The sequence below is a fragment of the Streptomyces toyocaensis genome (assembly GCF_000725125.1).
In the GTDB taxonomy this organism is placed as follows: Bacteria; Actinomycetota; Actinomycetes; order Streptomycetales; family Streptomycetaceae; genus Streptomyces; species Streptomyces toyocaensis.
Map to the genome: position 1 here is coordinate 17956 of NZ_JFCB01000033.1, position 19960 is coordinate 37915.

Sequence of the window (19960 nt, forward strand, 5' to 3'; positions counted from 1 at the left end):
AGGCCCGCATGCCCACCAGGATCCTCCCGGCAGCCGGCGACGCGGACGCGGTCCGGTCCATCACCACCCTGCTCAGCCAGCTCCCGGACGCCGAGCCGGTCGCCCCGGTGGCCGACTCCACCCAGCTCATCGACACCCTCGCGCGCCTGGCCGCCGAGTCCGTCGACGAACTGCCCGAGGTCGTGGTCGTGCACGAGCGGATCGGCCCCGTCCCCGCCCTGGAGCTGATCCGCGAGGTCGCCCTGCGCTTCCCGTCCGTCGGCGTCATCCTCGTCACCTCCGACGCGAGCCCCGGCCTCTTCCAGGCCGCCATGGACTACGGCGCCCGCGGCCTGGTCGCCCTCCCCCTCAGCTACGAGGAACTCGCCAGCCGCGTCCAGGCCGTCGCCCAGTGGTCGGTCGGCGTACGCCGCCATCTGGGCGCCGGAGGCGACGTGTTCACCGGCGTCGGCGGCACCGTCGTCACCGTCAGCGGATCGAAGGGCGGCGTGGGCACGACCCTCACCGCCATCCAGCTCGCCCTCGCCGCCCAGGCGTCCGGCCGCCCCGCCGCCCTGGTCGACATGGACCTCCAGACCGGCGACATCGCCTCCTACCTGGACGTCCAGTTCCGGCGGTCGGTCGTCGACCTCGCCGCGGTGGGCGACATCTCCCCGCGCGTCCTGGCCGACGCCGTCTTCCGTCACGACACCGGCGTCACCCTGCTGCTCGCCCCCGCCGAGGGCGAACGGGGCGAGGACGTCACCGACCGCGCCGCCCGCCAGATCGTCAGCGCCCTGCGCTCCCGCTACGAGGTCGTCGTCATCGACTGCGGCGCCCAGCTCGGCGGGGCCGGCGCGGCGGCGGTGGAGATGGCCGACCGGGCCCTGCTGGTCACCACCCCCGACGTGATCGCCGTGCGGGGAGCCAAGCGGGCCGTGCGGATGTGGGACCGGCTGCAGATCCGCAAGGCGGAGGAGACCACGATCGTCGTCAACCGGCACACCCGGTCCACGGAGATCCAGCCCCCGCTCATCCAGAAGATCACCGGTACGACGGTGGCGGCCACCACGGTCCCCGCCCACTTCAAGGAACTCCAGGGCGTCGTGGACGCCGGGCGCGTCCACGAACTCGAGAGCAGGAGCACGGTGAAACAGGCCCTGTGGGGTCTGGCCGGCGAACTCGGCCTGGTCAAGGCCGCCGAGGGCACACACAAGGGCGGCAGACCGCGCGGCGACCGGGGGTCGGTGACCTTCCGGCGGCGGAAGGACGGCGGGGGATGAGACGGACGAGAGAAACGACCATGACGGACCGTCACCGGGACCGGGGCCAGGTCACCGTCGAGTTCCTCGGCATGACGCCGACGATCCTGGTGACGCTGGTGGTGCTGTGGCAGCTCGTGCTGGTGGGGTACACCTTCACGCTCGCGGGGAATGCTGCGGACGAGGCCGTACGGGCGGCGACGGCGGCGGCACCGGGCGCGCGCCAGGGCGCCTGCCAGGAGGCCGGTCTCGACAAGCTGTCGGGAGCGTGGGCGGGGGGAGCGACGGTGGACTGTGCGACGGCGGGCGGCTTCGTCACCGCCGACGTGACGCTGGACGTGCCCCTCCTCTTCCCCGGCACGGTCTCCTTCCCCTTCGACGTCGAGGGCCACGCGGGCGCGGTCGAGGAGGAGGTGGACTGAGATGCCGTACGGGCCGAACCGGCACCTTCCGAACCGGCGGGACCGCGACCGCGGTCAGGCGGCGCTCGAGTACCTGGGCTTCCTCCCCGTGCTCCTCGTCGTCGCCATGGCCGCCGTACAGCTCGGCCTGATCGCCTACACCGCCCAGCAGGCGGGCACCGCCGCGCGGGCGGGAGCGCGCAGCGCCTCGCTGGACCGGGGCGCCCAGGGCGCCTGCGCGGCCGCCGTCAGCGCCTGGCTCGCGGACGGCACCGACTGCGGGGCGGCGCAGGGCGGCGACGAGGTCACCGTCACCGCCACGGTCGACATCCCGTCGATCGTCCCCGGCTGGGACTTCGACCCCGCCAGCAAGAGCGCCACGATGCCGATGGACCACTGACCGACCACGAGGACCGACGAGAACGCACGGCACGGACGAACGAGGAGCACGCGACCCATGAGCCTGCGGGCACGCATCAACTCCCCCGAGGAGACGGCCGGACGGGGTGAGGACGGCCACCTGGTCGCCTCCTACCGCGCCAAGCTCCTCGAGGAGATCGACCTCGCGGAGATGAGCTCGCTGGCCGCGGCCGAGCGCCGGGCCCGGCTGGAACGCGTCCTCGGCCACATCATCAGCCGCGAGGGCCCGGTCCTGTCGACCGTCGAACGGTCCCAGCTGATCCGCCGCGTCGTCGACGAGGCACTGGGCCTCGGCATCCTGGAGCCGCTGCTCGAGGACGCGTCGATCACCGAGATCATGGTGAACGGCCCCGACGCGATCTTCGTCGAGCGCGGCGGCCGGGTGGAGCAGCTCCCCATGCGGTTCGCCTCCAACGACCAGCTCATGCAGACCATCGAACGCATCGTCTCCACGGTGAACCGCCGCGTCGACGAGTCCAACCCCATGGTCGACGCGCGCCTCCCCTCCGGCGAACGCGTCAACGTCATCATCCCGCCGCTGTCCCTGACCGGCGCCACCCTCACCATCCGCCGCTTCCCGCGCTCCTTCACCCTCCAGGAACTCATCGGCCTCGGCTCGCTCGACGAACACATGCTGTACCTGCTCGCGGGACTGGTGCAGGCGCGGTTCAACATCATCGTGTCGGGCGCGACCGGCACCGGGAAGACGACCCTTCTCAACGCCCTCTCCGGCCTGATCCCCGAGGGCGAGCGCATCATCACCATCGAGGACTCCGCCGAACTCCAGCTCCAGCAGCCGCACGTCATCCGGCTGGAGTCCCGCCCGCCGAACGTCGAGGGCAAGGGCCAGGTCACCATCCGCGACCTCGTCCGCAACTCCCTGCGCATGCGCCCCGACCGCATCGTCGTCGGTGAGGTCCGGGGCGGCGAGTCGCTGGACATGCTGCAGGCGATGTCGACGGGCCACGACGGCTCCCTCGCCACCGTCCACGCCAACAGCGCCGAGGACGCGCTGATGCGGCTGCAGACCCTCGCGTCCATGTCCGACGTCGAGATCCCCTTCGTCGCCCTGCACGACCAGATCAACAGCGCCGTCGACGTGATCGTCCAGCTCACCCGCTTCGCCGACGGCGCCCGCCGCATCACCGAGATCGCCCTGCTGGAGAGCCACGGCGGTGAGCCCTACCGGCTGGCCACGGTCGCCCGGTTCCACGCGCGGCCGATGACCGCCGACGGCCGCGTCCACGGCGCCTACGACCACCACCCCCTCCCGCGCCGCACCGCCGACCGCCTCTACATGGCGAGCCAGCCCATCCCGCAGGCGTTCGGCATCGCCCACTCCGCCGACCAGCTCGCCACCAGAGAAGCCAGGTAGGAACCGTCCCCATGGATCTGCAGAACCTGATCACGCTGACCACCGGCATCACACTGCTGACCTGCGTCCTCGCGGTCGTCGGTGTGCATTCCTACGCCGCCGGCAGGGCACAGCGCCAGGCACTGGTGGACCGCCTGTCGGCCACCGGCCAGATCCCCGTCACCGGCCGGCGACGCCACTTCCCGGCCCTGGACCGCCGCCTGCGCCGCACCAGGGCCGGCCGCAGGCTGGAACTGCGCCTGCTGGCCACCGGCCTGGACATCACCCCCGGCGAGTTCTTCGCCGCCATGCTCGCCGGCGTCGCCGGCCTCTGGCTCGTCGGCCAGGCGACCCTCGCCCCGTTCTTCGGCCCGATCGCCGGCCTGCTCGGTATCTGGGCGGCGCTCCAGTTCCTCAACTGGCAGCGCCAGAAACGCATCGAGAAGTTCATCAACCAGCTCCCGGAACTCGCCCGCATCCTCGCCAACGCCACCCAGGCCGGCCTGGCGCTCCGCACGGCCATCGGCATGGCGGCGGAGGAACTGGAGGCGCCCGCGGGCGAGGAACTGGCCAAGGTCGCGAACCAGCTGGCGATGGGCGCGTCCATGGACGACGCGCTCGGCGAACTCGCCGAGCGCCTCCCCTCCCGCGAACTGGTCGTCCTGGTCACCACGCTGGTGCTGTCCAACCGGGCGGGCGGCCAGGTGGTGAGCGCCCTGCGCAACCTCACCGAGACGCTGGAGGAGCGCAAGGAGACCCGGCGGGAGGTCCGCACCCAGCTCTCCCAGGTCAGCATGACGTCGTACGCCGTCCCCGTCCTCGGCGTCGGCTCGTTGTTCCTGATGAACGGCGTGAAGGACGGCGCCCTGGAACGCATGACCGGCTCCCCGGCCGGCCAGGCCGCGGTGATCATCGCCTTCGGGCTGTACGCCGTCGGCTTCGTCCTCATCCGCCGACTGTCCCGCATCGACGTCTGACCGGCGAGGAGGCTGACCGACATGGGACTTCTGCTCGCCCTGCTGATGGCTCTCGGCGTCTGGGGGGTCTTCGCCGGCCTCCGCATGTACCGGGCCGAGGCGAAACTCCCCGGCGACCTGATGCTCGCCCTGGAGGTCGGCTCCACCCGCACCGGCGCGGTCGACTCCCTCGTCGACCGCCTGGGCATGCGCTACGCCCCTGCCGTGCTGCGCCTCATGGGGCCCAAGCAGGTCGCCAAGTACCGCCGCAAGATCGACCTGGCGGGCAACCCCGGCGGCCTCACCATCGACCGCTACGCCGCCCGCCGCGCGGTCTACGGCGCCCTCGGCGGCGTCGGCTTCCTCGTCTTCCTCATGCGCGGCCAGCTCTTCGTGGCCCTGCTGCTGCTCGCGTTCGGCGCGTTCTGGACGGAGGTCGGCATCTGGTCGGCGATCCGCGTCCGCAAGGACGTCATCGAGCGGACGCTGCCGGACTTCCTGGACGTCCTGGCGGTGGTGGTGAGCGCGGGCCTGGGATTCCGGCAGGCCCTGGACCGGGTCTCGTCGAGGTACGAGGGCCCGTGGGCGGACGAACTGCGCATCACCCTGCGCCAGATGGACCTGGGCATGAGCCGCCGGCAGGCGTTCGCGGAACTGCGCCGCCGCAACGACTCCGAGCAGGTGGCCATGTTCGTCACGGCGCTGCAGCAGGGGGAGGAGCTGGGCGCGCCGATCGTCGACACGCTGGTCTCGCTGGCCAAGGACATGCGCCGCACGGACGCGCAGAACGCCCGCCGGAAGGCGGCCCGCGCGGTCCCCAAGGCCACCATGATGATCACCACGTTCATGGTCCCGGCCACGATGATCCTCCTCGGCGCCGGCCTGATCCTCGGCTCCGGCACCGACTTCGGCTCGATCACGGGCGAGTAGGACGGGGCCGGACGCGATGACGACGACCAGGGAACGCACGAGGCTGCTCCGCCGCCCGGCCAAGCCGTCGGAGATCACCACCCCGCCGGCCGGCACGGTCCTCCCGCCGCACGCCAGGACGGGCGCCCCGGACATCCCGGTGACCTCCGTGACCCCGGCGCTTCCTCCGGGCTGGGAGCCGGCGGCCGGCGACGGCGCCGGGTCCCGACAGGGGCCGCCGGCGTCCGGCACCGCGTCCCGCACGGGTGATGCGGGCGGGAACCCCGATCCGGCCGGAGGCCGGACGCACCCCCCACAACCCGCCCCCGCACCCGCCCCCGCACCCGCACCCGCACCGGACGTGCAGATCCAGGTCAACGCACTCCAGGCGCTGTGCCGGCAGGCATTCGGCTTCCGCCTGGCGATGATCGCGCTGGCCTCCCCCTCCGCCCTCCTCAACGCGGGCCCGGGCTGGGGCACCCGCCTGGTCGCCATGGCCGTGGTGGTCACCTTCATGGCGTCCTACGTCCTCTTCCGCGACTGGGAGCGCTTCGGCCCCCTCCTCCTGCGCCACCCGACCCTGCTGGCCGTGGACATGCTCTTCGGGGCGCTGCTCCTGGTCTCGGCCGGCCCGGACACCACGCTCGCCTACGTCAGCGTCTGCACGCCCCTGCTCGCGGGCCTGGTCTACGGCTGGCGCGGCGCCGCGGTCTTCGCCTCCCTCCAGGGCCTGATCCTCCTTCTCGTCTACGCGACCCTGGAGGACCCGCACGCGGACCTGGCGCAGACGCTGCTCCTGCCCGGCCTGTGCGTGATCGCCGGCGCGGTCGGGTCGAGCCTGCGCAACCTGATGCTCCGCCTCGGCGAGGCGACCCGGGCCCTGACGACGGTCCGGGCCCGCCTGGCGGTCACGGAGGCGGTCAGCGCGGAACGGGCGCGACTCGCCCGGGACATGCACGACTCGGTGGCCAAGACCCTCCACGGAGTGGCCCTGGCGGCCGACGGCCTGGCCGGCTCGGCGGGCGCCACCGGCATGGACCCGGCCCGGGTGCGCAGGCAGGCGGAACTGGTGGCCCGGTCGGCCCGCAGGGCCGCCGCCGAATCCCGTGAACTCCTGGCCGACCTGCGCAGGGAGTCGGACCCGGACGAGGGCACGGACGTCCTGGTGGAACTCGCGGCCCGCACCAAGGACTTCAGCAAGCGCACGGGCGTGCCCGCGTCCTACAGCCCGACCGGCGAGGACACCGTCCCGCCCGTCCCACCCGCGGTGGCACGCCAGCTCCTCACCATCGCCTCGGAGGCCATGGAGAACGCCCACCGCCACGCCGGACCGACCCGGGTCGACGTCCACGCCGGTGTCCACGGCGACCTGCTCCGCATCAGCGTCTACGACGACGGCACCGGCCTCCCGCCGGGCACGAACCTCGAGCACCTGCGCAGAGCGGGCCACTTCGGCCTGGTCGGCATGGTCGAGCGGGCGGCCTCGGTCGGCGCCCGCATCCGCATAGGCCGGGGCACACGCGCCCGGGGCACGGAGGTCCGCCTGGAACTCCCGCTCGCGGCGGTGACCCCGACAACCCCCACGGAGGCCACCACCCCATGAACACACTGCCGAACCCCTTCGGACACGTTCCGCCGCCGTCGCCCCTGCGCGTGGTGGTGGCGGACGACAACCCGGTGGTCCGCGCCGGGCTGACCGCTCTTCTCACCGGCCGTGCGGACATCACGGTCGTGGCGGAGGCGGCGGACGGCAGGGAGGCCTGCGAGGCGGCCCGCGCCCACCGCCCCGACGTGGTCCTCCTGGACGTCCGCATGCCCGGCGTGGACGGCATCTCGGCGCTTCCGTACCTGGTGGGGATCGCCCCGGTCGTCATGCTGACGTACAGCGGGGAATCGGAGATCGTCCAGGAGGCGCTGCGCAGGGGAGCGGGCGGCTACCTGGTCCACGGCGAGTTCACGGCAGACCAGTTGGTCGCGGCGGTGCGCGACATCAAGGTGGGCCGGCCGCACTTCACCCCGACGGCGGCGGGGGCGTTGCTCTCGCAACTGCGACAGGGTCCCGGGCCGGAGCGGCCGTTGCCGGAGGGGCTGGGTGCGGCGCGTGCAACCGACCCTCTGGATACCGGACTCGGGCCGCCCCGTGTGCCGCCCCGATCTACTTCTGCGGAAAACCTTTCGCACATGCAACCGGATGTGGCACAGTCGTCGTCTGGGTGGACGAGCGGCCGCCGCCCGGCCGCACCCGGCAGGGCCGGGTTCCAACTGAGCGCGAGGGAGGCGGAGATCATGGACCTCATCGCATCCGGCATGAACAACCAGCAGATCGCCGCCACGTGCTTCATCAGCGAGAAGACGGTCAAGAACCACATCAACCGCATCTTCGCCAAGCTCCACAGCACGAGCCGTTCCGAGGCCGCGGCGAAGTGGCTCGGTACGGCGCCGGGTCAGGGCCGAGGGGTGGGGTGACGTCCGGTGACGGCAGGGGGGACGAGGAAGTGGGCCCGCGCTTGGGCCCGGGATTGGGCCCTGGGGCCCTCTGACGCACGGGGTGCCGGACCGTACGGTGCTCGTGTCGAAAGCGGCTCCACGAAGGGCGCCGCCACCGCGTCAGCCGGAGGGGACCACCATGAGCAACTGGATCAACACGACCGTCAGCTACCTCCACTCCCGCGCCGCCCGCAACGACAAGGGCCAGACCGCGGTCGAGTACCTGGGCATCATCGCGGTGGTCGTGGCCATCGTGCTGGCGATCACGGGGACGGACATCGGGCAGTCGATCTACGACGCGATCACGCAGCAGATTGCGGAGGTCACCGGCGGCTGATACACCGTCGCAGGCACGGCGACGCAGGGCAGGCTTTCCCCATCTACATCACTGTGGTGGGGGGCCTGCTCTTTCTCGCGTTCGCTTACTTCGCCGTGGGCCAGGCAGCGGCAAACCGCAACGACGCGCAGACGGCCGCTGACGCGGCCGCCCTTGCTGCTGCTCAGGACGAGCGCGATCAGCTCGCTGGTGCGTGGGTGGATAACCTCCTCGATCCGACCAAGTGGCAGGCAATCTTCGAAGGCCAAGCGGAAGGGCTCGGCTCTTCTTGCTGGCGAGCGGACCAACTCGCGGCACAGAACGACGCCGATGTGCTGTCCTGCAGTCCTGGAGCCCTGAGTTACACGGTGGTGGTCGAAACGAACGACACGGTGGGCGAGTCCGTCGTGCCCGGAACGGAGGACTACAAGTCCCAAGAGCAGGCCACTGCTGTGATCGAGCCTCGTTGTGAGTTCGACCTTCCAACAGAGGACGCAGGGGAGGACGTGCTTCCTTTGCTCACCTGTGAAGGAAGGGAGTGGAAACTGGACCCGAAGGGCCCAGATGAACTGCTCCCGGCACCTGAAGACCTCTTCGACGTCCACCTGGCCGACTGACAAGCGAACGACAAGTGACTAAGGAAGCAGAGGCATGAGCATTCGGTTCACAACGAAGGCCCGCAGGGGGGTGGTCGCACTGGCTGTTGCGGCCGGACTGGCCCTCGGAGTGGCTGGCTGCGGTGGTGGGGGAGACGACGACAAGAAGCCGGGAAGCTCGGCTTCGACGTCCAAGGACAACGGTTCTGACCCGAGTGCGCAGGAGGGGCAGGCGGACGAGCCTCTTGCTGAGCTGCGGGGGTCAGGCGGGCTACTTCTGCAGATCACATCCGCACAACGTGACGCCGGTGGATTTGTCACCGTCAACGGAAATCTGAAGAACGACGGAGCCAAGAGTGTCGTGGTCCCCGCTTCCCTGAGCGGGAATGAGACCGAGATCGTTCGTAACGGCCGATCGCTCGGTGGCGCCACGCTGGTCGACTCCAAGGGCAAGAAGCGCTACTACGTACTGCGTGACACGGATGGTCGCCCCTTGACCACAACTGGCTTCTCCACCATCAAGGCCGGGGAGAGTCTTGCGGTGTTCATGCAGTTCCCCGCACCGCCAGCGGACGCGAGCGAAGTCACCGTCCAACTGCCCACCTTCGCCAGCGGCACCATCCAGATCTCTGGGTGAGGCAGAGGATGACTCAGACACGCCTGATCCTCGTCGGAACCATCGCCACCCTCCTGGCCGTCAGCCCAGGCGTGGCCCACGCCGAAGACGGCCCGAGCGTCCCTCCCGGCACCGAAGCCAGCGCCTCGGCCCCCGTGGAGCTCGACGCCAACGACCCCGATCTCAAGCTCCCCGACGGCGCCACCCTCGCGGAGCCCAAGGTGCTGGACATCAAGCAGGTCGTCGAAGACCAGAGCGGTGACGAACGCCGCGAGGACACCAACTCCGACGTGAAGTTCGCCCTCCAGGCCGAGGTGCTGTTCGGCAAGGACAGCGCCAGGCTCGGTGGGGCGGCGAAGTCCCGTATCGCGGCCATCGCGGACGAGATCAAGACCCAGAACGCCACCAAGATCCGCGTCTTCGGCTTCACGGACGACCTGGGCTCCTCCGCCCACGGCGACGTCCTGTCCCGCAAGCGCGCCAACGCCGTGCACGGCGTCCTCGTCCAGGAGCTGAGCGACGCGAACGTCACCTACGAGGTCAGGGGCTACGGCGAGCAGTACCCGATCGCCGACAACTCCACCGAGGCAGGCCGCAAGAAGAACCGGAGGGTGGAGATCTCCTTCCCGCGCACGGACGACTGACGCAACGGACCCGGAGGAAAGCCCTTGGCGGACACGGCGGGCCAGGGGCTTTCCTCTGCTCGTCAGTCCTCCCGCCCCTCCGGGCCCCCTTCCCACACCACCTCCACCCGCGCCCCGACCCGCAGACCCCACTCCGCCATCGCCCCCGCCTCCGCCTCGATCACGTGACGGGCCCTGACGCGCGGCAGGCCGAGCCGCCCCGGCGGCATGGTGCGTACGGAGATGACCCGGAGCCGCCGGTCGAGGTAGGCGACGTCGATGGACATGCGCATACGGAAGGTGTGGACGCTGTTGGCGGGCGACAGCAGCAGCGCCCCGTCGAGGGAGTCCCGCCCCAGCAGCCCCTTGGTGCGGGCCCGGTAGGAGGTGGCGACCTCCAGGGGGACGCGCACGGCCGGCCGTTCGCCGGCCTCCGCCCGCACGGTCAACTGCCCCCGTCCGTCCCGCCAGCGCCCCATCACCGACCGACCCCCTCGCCCACCGAACCATCGCGAACCCGTCTGCGGGTGACCGTATCCCCGTCCGGGCCGGGTCAGTGGGGACGGTCGGTGAACAACCGCGATTGGGCGCTGTTTTGGGCCCACGGGCCCATGCCCTGCCACCCGTCCCTCCCTACCCTCGGGGCCTGCCGTGAACCAAACAAGGTTGCGAACCGGGGGACGTGAGGAGGGGCGGGTATGCGCTCGCACGGGGGAGGAGCTGAGTCCGGGGCGGTGCGTGCGCCCGGATACGGGGGAGGGCGGCGGGACATGCCGCGGCCCCTGTCCCGGGCCCTGCTGCTGGTGCACGCGCTGTTCGCGCTCACCGTGCTCGGTGGCCTGGGTCTGCTGCTGACCGCGGCGTCGCTCGACGCGGTGGACGGCACACTGCTCGCCCAGGTGGCCTACGCCGCTGCTCCGGGTGCGGCCGGCTGGTGGCTGGCCCGCCGTACCTGGCGGGGCGGAGCCCGGGTATGGCTCGGGCTGATCGTCGTCCAGGCATGGCTGGTCCTCGGCTCGGTGTCCAACCTCGCCGACGGATCGGCCCGCGGCTTCACCCAGTTGCTCCTCCCCCTCCTCGTCCTGCACTTCCTCACCCGTCCGGACAGCCGCGACTGGTACCGGCTCGCCGCACCGGACCGGCGTGAGCGCCGCCCCTTCTCCCTGCCCCGGATGATCCGCTGGCGCCGCGACGACGGACAGACGGCGGTGGAGTACGCGGGCCTGGTCGCGGTCGTCGCGGCGGTCGTCGCCGCCCTCCTCGTCAGCGGCCTGGGCGGGCAGCTCCTCACCGGCATCCAGGCGCAGGTGTGCCGCGTCACCGGGGCGGCGTGTCCCGCGCCCGGTGACGGCGGCGACGGCCGGGTCACGGCGGAGGACGGTGACGGCGACGGCACCGGGGGCGGCACCGGGGACGCGACGACCGGCGGTGCCGGGAACCCCGGGGGCGACGCGGACGGCCCGGGCGGCCGGGAGCCGGGCAGCCAGGACTCCGGCGACCCCGGCGACCCGTCCGCCGCCACCGGGGACGACCCCTCCGTCGTGGACCCGGTGGCCGCCGAGGACGAGATCGACGAGCCGCCGTACGAGGACCCCACCGCCGACGGCGGGAACGAGGACGAGGGCGACGGGGGCGACGAGGGGTGCTTCTCCGGCGTCGACGCCTTCTTCGGATGCGCCGGCGACCAGCTCAAGCAGGTCGGCGAGGGGCTGTTCGTCGACGGCATCTGGGGTGACCTCACCGGCATCTGGGACGTGGTGACCCACCCCGTCGACACCTGGAACGGCCTGATGGACTACGGCCGGTCCCTCGGTGACGACTGGTGGAACAACACCGCCGACGCCCGCGAGAAGTGGGACGACGGAGACTGGTTCGGCGCGCTCCTGGACTGGGGCGGAGCCTCGCTCGGCACCGGCGGAACCGTCCTGTTCGACTCGTTCGTCGGCGACGACGTCGTGGACCAGTGGAACAGCGGCAACGAGACCCGCGCGGTCACCACCGTCATCTGGAACGTCGGCTCCCTCTTCATCCCCGGGTACGGCGAAGCGAAGATCGCCGAGAAGATCGGCTCGCTCGGCCGGCTGAGCAAGGTCGTCGACGACGCCGCCGAGGCCGCCCAGGACGCGCGGCGCGCGGCCGAGGCCGGCGACCTCGACGCGCTGGACGACGCCGTGCGGCGCGCCGACGAGGCGGCGGACGAGGCGGAGGACGCGGCTCGCCGCACCGGCTGCACCCTCTCCGCCCCCACCCGCCGGATCCCGTACGGCGAGGGCCCGCACCCGGGTACGAGCGGCGGACCCGGCAGGGGCACCACCGTGCTCGCCGCCGGCCCCGTCGCGCGCGGCCCGTACGCCGTACTGGCCGAAGGCGGCTGCGACGAGGAGGCCAGGCAGCAGGCCGAGGAGGCGCGCGCCGCGGAGCGCCAGGCCTACCTGGAACGCAAGCGCGCCGCGGAACCGGACCGCGCCCGGGAGGCGCTGGCGAACAGGAAGCAGTACCCCGAGCCGGAGCACGGCGACACGAGCGACCCGCGCAACTACAACCCGCCGGAGTGGGCCGACGACCTCGCGAGCCGCACGTACGGCGACCCGGACAACGGCGACGGCTTCTGGGCGAGCCGCGACCGCAACCCCAGCCCCAACTGGCGCAACGAGTCGTGGCTGCGCTACCAGGAGCAGGTCACCGGTACGCAGCGCGGCTACGAGTACGTCGTCCCGCACCCCGACCCCGAGGTGCCGGACGTCGAGTTCGACGGCTGGGACTCCTCCCGCAGGACCTACCTCGAGGCCAAGAACGGCTACGACAGCTTCCTGGCCGCCGACCGCACGGAACTCACCCCGTCCGGCCGGGAACGGCTGCTGGCCGAGGCACGCCGGCAGGTGAGCGCGGCGAAGGGCAAGGACATCGAGTGGCACTTCTCGAACGAGGAGGTCGCCGACGCGGCCCGCGACGCCTTCGAGGACGCGGGCCTGGACATCGAGGTCGTCCACACCAAGCCGGAGCGGGTCGCCGGCGACAGGCGGCCGGAGGCGTTCGGCTGACGGGGCGCCGGCCGGACCGCGGCCCTAAGGTGGTCGCGGCGGTGGACGTGGGCGCGAGGCGAGAGGAGAGGGACGGGACATGAGACGCGTGGTGCGGGGCTTCTGGGGACCCCGGCAGGAGTCGGCGGAGGAACTGGCCGCACGGTGGAGCACGACGCTGGACCGGTTCGCGACGCTGCTGCCGGAGGCGGCGGGCGGACCGGGCGAGACGGCCGGCGCGCCGTCCTGGAAGTGGCGCACCGTCCCCGCCGCCGGGCCCGCCGAGACGGTCCGGCCGGACGAGCCGTCGCTGCACGGCGCGCTGCGCGCGGCCCGCGAGGCCGACCCCTGGGCGGCGGCCAACGGCACGTCGCTGCGGCTGCTCGCCGACCGCCCCGCCGCCGGCTGGAAGGTGGAGATCGCCGGGCTGGCGGGCGGCGCCCCGGACTCCCTGCTCCAGTCACTGGTCGCCACCATCACCTCCCCCGACGAGGCGTCGCTCCCCGACGCCGCGCTCCTCACCGTCGTGGCGGAGGCCTGGCGGCCGGACTACGGCGACGTGAGCGACCGGTCGGTCACCTCCGCCCTGAAGAAGGAGGCCGGCTTCCGGGTCGGCACGCCGTCGGTCGGCTGGATCGGCTACCTGTCCGCGGGCCGCGCCGCGCGCGTCCCCGCCGGCCTGACGGCCGACCGCGTCCAACTGCCCACCGGGGGACTGCTCCTCGCCCTCACCTCCCCGGGGGACACCGCGGCCGTCGTCGAGGCGTACCGGACCCTCAAGAAGTCCGGTGCACTGGAGCCGCTGCCCCGCCCGATGGACAGGCCCGCGCTGTGACAGCCCGTGCGGGTGAGCCCTTCGACACGGGCCGGGCGGTGTCCGACATCGAGGCCGCCCTGTCCGTCCCCCTCCCGGACTCCGGTCCGGCGGCCGACGAGGGGGAGCCCGGCACCGGCGAGTGGAGGTCGACCCGGGGCGAGGGGTTCCTGCTCCTCCCCCTCTGGGAGAGCGAAGCGCTCACGGGTGTGTACGGCCGCGCGTGGAACGACGCGGAGGCGAGGGCGCAGGCGCACCTGGCCGCGCTGGTGGCGGAACTGGACCGCCGCTGGGGACCGCACCGGACGGTGACCATGGGCCCGGCATTGCTCCGGCGCCCGGGCGTGGAACCCTTCCGCACCCTCGTCGCCAAGGACTGCAACGGCGACCTGGCCCTCTGGGGGCCGGTGCCCGCCCCGGACGGCCGCCTGGCCGCCGTCTCCCTCAACCAGTCCGACGGCGACGCCCCGCTGATCCTCACCGCACTGGTCATGGACCGGCCGCTGCCCGATGTGACCGTGTTGTAGCAGGAGTTGACACCCTCCACTCTGGTGCCGTGCGGCGGGCCCCGGATAACTTGGGGTCGCTCGAGAGAAGCCTCGCCCCACCGGGAGCCGACCGTGACCCGCCGCCCCACCCTGCTCGCAGCGTTCGCGCTGACCGCCACAGCGGTGTTGACGCTGTCCGCCTGCGGAGGCGACGACGCCCCCGCCAAGGCCGGCGACGACATCGCCGGCGCCGACACGGACGGCGAGAAGTCGACCCCCACGACCGCCCCGCCGGCATCGGCCGACCGGCCGAGGATCGAGCTGCCCTCCGACGTCACGCCCACGTTCGAGTGGAAGAAATCCGGCGACCCGGCCAAGGACGCGGTGCTCCATGACGCCGAGCAGCGGATCAGGGCGGTGGACATGGCCATCGCGGAACAGGATCCCCTCCACGAGGCGTACCGCTTCTACTCCGAGGGCACGGCGGCCGCGGGGAGCCAGAAGTACATCCAGGAGTTCGTCGACCACCAGGCCCGCACGACGGGTTCGGCCCGCTATTACAACGAGAGCGTGACCGTCAACAAGGACGGAACGGCAGCCCTGGTGTACTGCGAGGACCAGAGCAAGGCGTACAACAAGTTCCTCGAGACGGGCAAGACGGACGTCACCGAGGTGACGAAGGACTCGTACGTCATCTACGCGAGCACCCTGCGCAAGAACAAGAGCGGTGTGTGGGTCACCGAGCGCCTGACGTCCCAGAGGGGGAGCGCCAAGTGCCGGCCGTGATGCGACAGCGTCTGCGGATCGCCGGGGGAGTCACGGCACTGGTTCTCGCGGCTGCCGCCCCCGTGCACGCGGACACCGGATTCGGCGGTGGCACCGACGGCGACACGCAGCAGCGTGCCGAAACCGGCGCCGACGGGACCGTTTCCGTGACCGTCGGCGGGGTCGTCTTCGACCGTTCGAAGAACGGGACCGGTGACTCCGCGGGTGCGCTGACGTCCTCCACGTCGTGGACCCCGCCCGCCTGCTGGTACGCCCCGAAGTACACGCCCGAGCAGTTGCAGGCCTACCTGGAACCCATCTGGGAGGCCGGGTCGACGGGTCACGAGTGGGACGCCGAGCAGCGGGAGAAGTACACGGACCCGGACGACCCGAAGAAGGACTTCAACAAGGACAAGTCCGGCAAGGGCTATTGGTGGGGCTCGTACGTCAACGAGAGCTTCCCGCCCGGCTGGGACTCCTGCACCGAGGACTACTTCTGGGTGGACGAGGGCGAGGCCCCGCCCGCGGACATCGAGAACGCGGTCACACCGGAGATCCTCGCCCAGCTCGCCTACGCCGAGATCCGCGTCCCGGGCACCGAGGTCACGCTCGCCCCCGCGGAGGCGACCAAGGTGAACCTGCCGACCTGGGCGTGGCTGGACGGCGCGGAGTTCAAGCCGGTCTCCGTCACCGCGTCCGTCCCGGAGATCGGCATCGAGGCGACCGCCACGGCGGAACCCGTCTCGCTGAAGATCGAGCCGGGCACCCCGGACGCCGGGACCCACCCGGCCTCGGGCGTCTGCGCGCCGGCCGGCGGCCGGATCGGGCAGCCGTACGCGAAGGGCAAGGCGGACCAGACGCCACCGTGCGGGGTGACGTACCTGCGTTCCTCGGGCGACGGCACCTTCCCTCTCCGGGCCACGGTCACCTGGGAGATCCACTGGACGGGCACCGGCGGCGCGGGCGGCGATCTGCCCGACGGCGAGTTCGGCGCCACCCAGGACGTCGTGGTCCAGGAAATCCAGGCGGTCAACCGCTGAGTTCGGGTAGGAAGGGCCCATGACGACACTTGGCGCGGTCTTCCGTCCCCAGCTCGCCCCCGAGCGGCTCCGTGCCGTCGCGCGGACCGCGGACGAGTCCGGTCTCGAGGAACTCTGGTTGTGGGAGGACTGTTTCCGGGAGGGCGGGATCTCGACCGGCGCCGCCGCGCTGGCGTGGACCGAGCGGGTGCGGGTCGGGGTCGGACTGCTTCCCGTGCCGTTGCGGAACGTCGCCGTCACCGCGATGGAGGCCGCGACCCTGCACCGGATGTTCCCCGGCCGCGCGATGCTCGGGGTCGGGCACGGGGTGCAGGACTGGATGGGGCAGGTCGGGGCGCGCGTCGAGTCGCCGGTGACGCTGCTGCGGGAGCACCTCCTCGCGTTGCGCGCCCTGTTGGGCGGAGAAAGGGTCACCACCGAGGGGCGGTACGTCATGCTCGACGACGTCGCCCTCGACTGGCCGCCGCAGGGCCCGGTCGAGGTGCTCGCCGGCGCCACCGGGCCCCGTACCGTGCGGCTCACGGGTGAGGCCGCCGACGGGACCATCCTCACCGCCGCCACCTCCCCGGACGGGGTGCGGCATGCGCGTCGGCTCGTCGAGGAGGGGCGGGCCGCCGCGGGACGCACCGGCACACCGCACAGGATCGTCGTCTATCTGCTCGCCGCCACGGGAGAGGGAGCGGACGAGCGGCTGCGGGCCGGACTGGCCGCCGAGGGCGTCGCCGGAGAGGCGGACCTCGGGGTGGCCGGGGACGCCTCCGCCGTCGCCGGGGCGGTGCGGCGGCTGGCGGACGCCGGGGCCGACTCGGTCGTCCTCCAGCCGACCGGCGACGAACCCGACCCCGAGGGCTTCGTGCGGTTCGTGGCGGAGGACGTTCGGCCCCTCGTGCCGTGACGAGCCGATGACCGGGCGACGAGCCGATAACCGGGCGACAGGAGGTGCCGCGTTCGGGCAGGGTCGGAGCATGTCCGACGAGCGACCGCGCAGCTTCGAGGAACTCCTCGCCGAAGGCGCCTTGGTGCCCACGGAGGGATGGGACTTTTCCTGGTTCGAGGGCCGGGCCACCGAGGCCCGGCCCTCGTGGGGGTACGCCGGCACGCTGGCCGGGCGGCTGAGCGGTGCCGGCGCCGTGCTCGACGTCCAGACCGGGGGAGGGGAGGTCCTGGACTTCGCGCTCGCGCGGGCCGGCCGGCGCCCGGCGCTCACGGCCGCCACCGAGGGCTGGCCGCCCAACGTCACCCGGGCCACGGCGCTGCTGCGGCCCCGCGGTGTCGTCGTCGTCGCCTCCCCCGAGGACGCGCCGCTGCCGTTCGCCGACGAGAGCTTCGACCTGGTCGTCAGCCGGCATCCCGTGCGGGCGCACTGGGACGAGATCGCGCGCGTGCTGCGGCCCGGCGGCACGTACTTCGCGCAGCATGTCGGGCCCGGCAGCGCGCGGGAGCTCGTCGAGTTCTTCCTCGGACCGCGGCCGGCGGAGCTGTGGGAGGCGCGGCACCCCGACCGTGAGAGGCGCGCGGCCGAGGCCGCCGGACTGGAGACCGTCGACGTGCGGGCCGAACGCCTGCGCATGGAGTTCCACGACATCGCCGCCGTCGTGCACTTCCTGCGCAAGGTGGTCTGGATGGTTCCGGACTTCACCGTCGGGAGGTACCGGCCGCGGCTGCGGGCGCTGCACGAGCGGATCGAGGCCGAGGGGGCGTTCGTGGCGCACAGCAGCCGGCACCTCTTCGAGATGCGACGCGGGGCCCGGACGCCGTGAGGGTCCCGGTCATCGGGGGCGTCCGGCAGGTCGCCCCATCGCTGCCGGCTGCGGCCGGCTCCGCGGCGGCACCGTACTGCGCGGTGCCCGGCGCGGACACCCCGAGTGCCGCCGCCGGGTCAAGCGGGCGTCACCACCGGGGTCACCCGTCGGGGGGACGACCGGAAGAGTGGCCCTGACGGGGGATGACGATGCCACATCCTGCACACGGTCCCCTCACCACTCGGTTTTTCGCGGTATGTGGCCCTGTTTCGGTCACGGAGGGCTCGTGGATTGCGCTTTCCAGGGCCATCGGGGTGTCGCCGGACGATTCCGGAGAGTAGTTGTGGCCCGCCGATGCGCGCAGCATCACTTACGAAGGGTTATGGTGGAAACCCCCCCTCGGGCCGGTCCGTCTCCCCCCCACGGACCGGCCCGTTTTTTCATGCCGCTCTTCATGCCGCCCCGGGCGCTCCCGTCCCCGGACGCCCGCTGGCTAGAGTCCAGGCATGTCGAACGAACAGCCGACACCACCGCAGCAGCCCCCGTACGGCACGTACGGACAGCCGCCCGGCCCTTACGGCGCCCCGCCGGCGCCCCAGCCCGGCGCCTTCGCCCACCCCGGCGCCCACCACCCCCACGGCTGGACCGGCGCCCCGCCGTACTACGCCCCGTCCCCGCCCCCGCCCCCGCCCCTGACCATGCCGGGCCCCGTGCGGGCCGCCCAGATCGTGATCTTCGCGACGTTCGGGCTCGGCGTGCTGCTCACCGTCCTGGTCGGCGTCACCGTGGGGGCCGAGTCGGCGGGGCGCTTCTTCGCCACGTACCTGATGACTGTCGCCCTGTTCGTCCTGGCGTTCCGGTACCCCACGGCGGGCAACGGCGTCCGGGTCGCCTCCATCGTGCTGGCGTCCGTGCAGATCCTGTTCGCACTCAGCGCGACGGCACAGGGCGTCCCCCTGGGCATCCTGCCGCTCGGCACCGCCGTCGCCGTCGTCGTCCTGCTCGGCCAGGGCTCCGCCGGGCAGTGGTTCCGGCGGCCGCGCTCAAACGGCGTGCCGCCGCAGTACGGCTGACAAACGCACCACGGCGGACTTTGGGGACCCCCGCCCCGGCGGGGGTACGCTTCGCCTTCGGGGACCGCCATACGGACAGGGGCCGCCCGTGGCCGAGACCGGGCCGCTAGCCGCGCGACGCGGCGGGGCGCCGCGCCTGTCCGATCCGTACGGAGGGGCTGACGATCACGTGAACCTGCGCGACAAGCTGCGGAGCCTGCTGGTCAGGCTGTACGCACGCCGGGTGGAAGGCCACCTGGACACCGCTCAGGTGCCCAAGCACATCGGCGTCATCATGGATGGCAACCGCCGCTGGGCGAAGGCCGCGGGTTCCAGCACCGTCCACGGCCACCGGGCCGGCGCGGACAAGATCGAGGAGTTCCTCGGCTGGTGCAGTGAGACGGACGTCGAGGTCGTCACCCTCTGGCTGCTGTCGACGGACAACTTCGACCGGCCGAAGGAGGAACTCGTCCCGCTCCTCGGCATCATCGAGGACGTCGTGCGCACCCTCGCCGCCGACGGGCGCTGGCGGGTCCATCACGTCGGCACGCCCGATCTGCTGCCGTCCGGGATGCAGACCACCCTGAAGGAGGCCGAGGAGGCCACCGCGCACGTCACCGGGATAGTGGTCAACGTCGCCATCGGATACGGCGGTCGCCAGGAGATCGCCGACGCGGTGCGGTCCATGCTCGTCGACGCCCACGACAAGGGCACCTCGATGGAGGAACTCGCCGAGGCCGTCGACGTCGACATGATCGGGCGTCACCTCTACACCCGCGCCCAGCCCGACCCGGACCTGGTGATCCGCACCAGCGGCGAGCAGCGGCTGTCCGGATTCATGCTGTGGCAGACCGCGCATTCGGAGTACTACTTCTGCGAGGTCTTCTGGCCGGCCTTCCGCAAGGTCGACTTCCTGCGGGCGCTGCGCGACTACGCCGCCCGCCACCGGCGCTACGGCGGCTGACGCGCCCCTCCCGGCCCCTCCCGCACCGCTGGTCACACGCTGTTCACCGGCACGCCGTCATATGCCGTGGCATGGCCGTGCTCGATCGAGGGAATAAGCCAGGCAGGTCGACACCCGAACCACGGGTGTCGGATCTCAGCGGGCGGCACGGAAGCC

At 72.3% G+C, this 19960-nt stretch carries 22 protein-coding genes; 21 read left to right on the top strand and 1 reads right to left on the bottom strand.

Annotated features, from left to right (window positions below):
- The first annotated feature begins 8 nt into the window (after positions 1-8).
- The 12 genes from BU52_RS27380 to BU52_RS27435 all read left to right on the top strand — a co-directional run bounded on the left by BU52_RS27380 (position 9) and on the right by BU52_RS27435 (position 9940).
- Complete coding sequence (locus BU52_RS27380) at positions 9-1262, top strand: AAA family ATPase (protein ID WP_037939331.1); 1254 nt, start codon at positions 9-11, stop codon at positions 1260-1262.
- A gap of 20 nt (positions 1263-1282) precedes the next feature.
- Positions 1283-1663, top strand: coding sequence for a septum formation initiator (locus BU52_RS35810; protein WP_037939332.1), 381 nt, complete (start codon positions 1283-1285; stop codon positions 1661-1663).
- A 1-nt stretch (position 1664) separates the two neighbouring features.
- Entirely contained in the window at positions 1665-2042 is a 378-nt protein-coding gene (locus BU52_RS27390) for a TadE/TadG family type IV pilus assembly protein (protein WP_037939335.1), read from the top strand.
- A gap of 57 nt (positions 2043-2099) precedes the next feature.
- The gene (locus BU52_RS27395) at positions 2100-3437 is read left to right on the top strand and encodes a CpaF family protein (protein ID WP_037939337.1); all 1338 of its coding nucleotides are present in this window, start codon (positions 2100-2102) and stop codon (positions 3435-3437) included.
- A gap of 11 nt (positions 3438-3448) precedes the next feature.
- A complete protein-coding gene (locus BU52_RS27400) occupies positions 3449-4393 on the top strand; it encodes a type II secretion system F family protein (RefSeq protein WP_037939340.1) in 945 nt (314 codons plus the stop codon).
- 21 nt (positions 4394-4414) lie between these two features.
- Positions 4415-5302, top strand: a complete 888-nt coding sequence (locus BU52_RS27405) for a DUF5936 domain-containing protein (protein WP_037939343.1) — start codon at positions 4415-4417, stop codon at positions 5300-5302.
- Positions 5303-5318: 16 nt separating this feature from the next.
- Entirely contained in the window at positions 5319-6884 is a 1566-nt protein-coding gene (locus tag BU52_RS27410; RefSeq protein WP_037939346.1) for a sensor histidine kinase, read from the top strand.
- Positions 6881-7747, top strand: coding sequence for a response regulator transcription factor (locus BU52_RS27415; RefSeq protein ID WP_037939349.1), 867 nt, complete (start codon positions 6881-6883; stop codon positions 7745-7747). The genes BU52_RS27410 and BU52_RS27415 overlap by 4 nt, the downstream gene beginning before the upstream one ends.
- 160 nt (positions 7748-7907) lie before the next feature.
- On the top strand, positions 7908-8105 hold the full coding sequence (locus tag BU52_RS27420; RefSeq protein WP_037939351.1) for a Flp family type IVb pilin: 198 nt from the start codon (positions 7908-7910) through the stop codon (positions 8103-8105).
- Positions 8105-8701 (top strand): pilus assembly protein TadG-related protein, encoded by a 597-nt coding sequence (locus BU52_RS27425; protein ID WP_037939454.1) that lies wholly within the window; start codon positions 8105-8107, stop codon positions 8699-8701. Before BU52_RS27420 ends, BU52_RS27425 begins: the two co-directional genes overlap by 1 nt.
- Before the next feature lie 34 nt (positions 8702-8735).
- Complete coding sequence (locus tag BU52_RS27430) at positions 8736-9317, top strand: hypothetical protein (protein WP_037939354.1); 582 nt, start codon at positions 8736-8738, stop codon at positions 9315-9317.
- A gap of 8 nt (positions 9318-9325) precedes the next feature.
- A complete protein-coding gene (locus tag BU52_RS27435; RefSeq protein ID WP_037939357.1) occupies positions 9326-9940 on the top strand; it encodes an OmpA family protein in 615 nt (204 codons plus the stop codon).
- Positions 9941-10002: 62 nt separating this feature from the next.
- Here the strand turns inward: BU52_RS27435 and BU52_RS27440 are convergent, their stop codons facing one another.
- Positions 10003-10398, bottom strand: coding sequence for a DUF192 domain-containing protein (locus BU52_RS27440; RefSeq protein WP_037939360.1), 396 nt, complete (start codon positions 10396-10398; stop codon positions 10003-10005).
- Between the two features lie 291 nt (positions 10399-10689).
- Here BU52_RS27440 and BU52_RS27445 point away from each other — a divergent pair, with 291 nt between their 5' ends.
- The 9 genes from BU52_RS27445 to BU52_RS27485 all read left to right on the top strand — a co-directional run bounded on the left by BU52_RS27445 (position 10690) and on the right by BU52_RS27485 (position 19804).
- The gene (locus tag BU52_RS27445; protein ID WP_037939363.1) at positions 10690-12960 is read left to right on the top strand and encodes a Tox-REase-5 domain-containing protein; all 2271 of its coding nucleotides are present in this window, start codon (positions 10690-10692) and stop codon (positions 12958-12960) included.
- A 79-nt stretch (positions 12961-13039) separates the two neighbouring features.
- On the top strand, positions 13040-13774 hold the full coding sequence (locus BU52_RS27450; RefSeq protein ID WP_037939366.1) for a serine/threonine-protein kinase: 735 nt from the start codon (positions 13040-13042) through the stop codon (positions 13772-13774).
- A complete protein-coding gene (locus BU52_RS27455) occupies positions 13771-14280 on the top strand; it encodes a hypothetical protein (protein ID WP_037939368.1) in 510 nt (169 codons plus the stop codon). The genes BU52_RS27450 and BU52_RS27455 overlap by 4 nt, the downstream gene beginning before the upstream one ends.
- Before the next feature lie 93 nt (positions 14281-14373).
- Positions 14374-15027, top strand: coding sequence for a hypothetical protein (locus tag BU52_RS27460; RefSeq protein WP_078903466.1), 654 nt, complete (start codon positions 14374-14376; stop codon positions 15025-15027).
- Positions 15027-16046, top strand: a complete 1020-nt coding sequence (locus BU52_RS27465) for a hypothetical protein (protein WP_407702063.1) — start codon at positions 15027-15029, stop codon at positions 16044-16046. The genes BU52_RS27460 and BU52_RS27465 overlap by 1 nt, the downstream gene beginning before the upstream one ends.
- A 19-nt stretch (positions 16047-16065) precedes the next feature.
- On the top strand, positions 16066-16941 hold the full coding sequence (locus BU52_RS27470; protein ID WP_037939372.1) for an LLM class flavin-dependent oxidoreductase: 876 nt from the start codon (positions 16066-16068) through the stop codon (positions 16939-16941).
- A gap of 70 nt (positions 16942-17011) precedes the next feature.
- Positions 17012-17806 (top strand): class I SAM-dependent methyltransferase, encoded by a 795-nt coding sequence (locus BU52_RS27475; RefSeq protein ID WP_037939376.1) that lies wholly within the window; start codon positions 17012-17014, stop codon positions 17804-17806.
- 488 nt (positions 17807-18294) lie between these two features.
- The gene (locus tag BU52_RS27480; protein WP_037939379.1) at positions 18295-18861 is read left to right on the top strand and encodes a hypothetical protein; all 567 of its coding nucleotides are present in this window, start codon (positions 18295-18297) and stop codon (positions 18859-18861) included.
- Positions 18862-19030: 169 nt separating this feature from the next.
- A complete protein-coding gene (locus BU52_RS27485; RefSeq protein WP_037939382.1) occupies positions 19031-19804 on the top strand; it encodes an isoprenyl transferase in 774 nt (257 codons plus the stop codon).
- Positions 19805-19960: the final 156 nt, after the last annotated feature.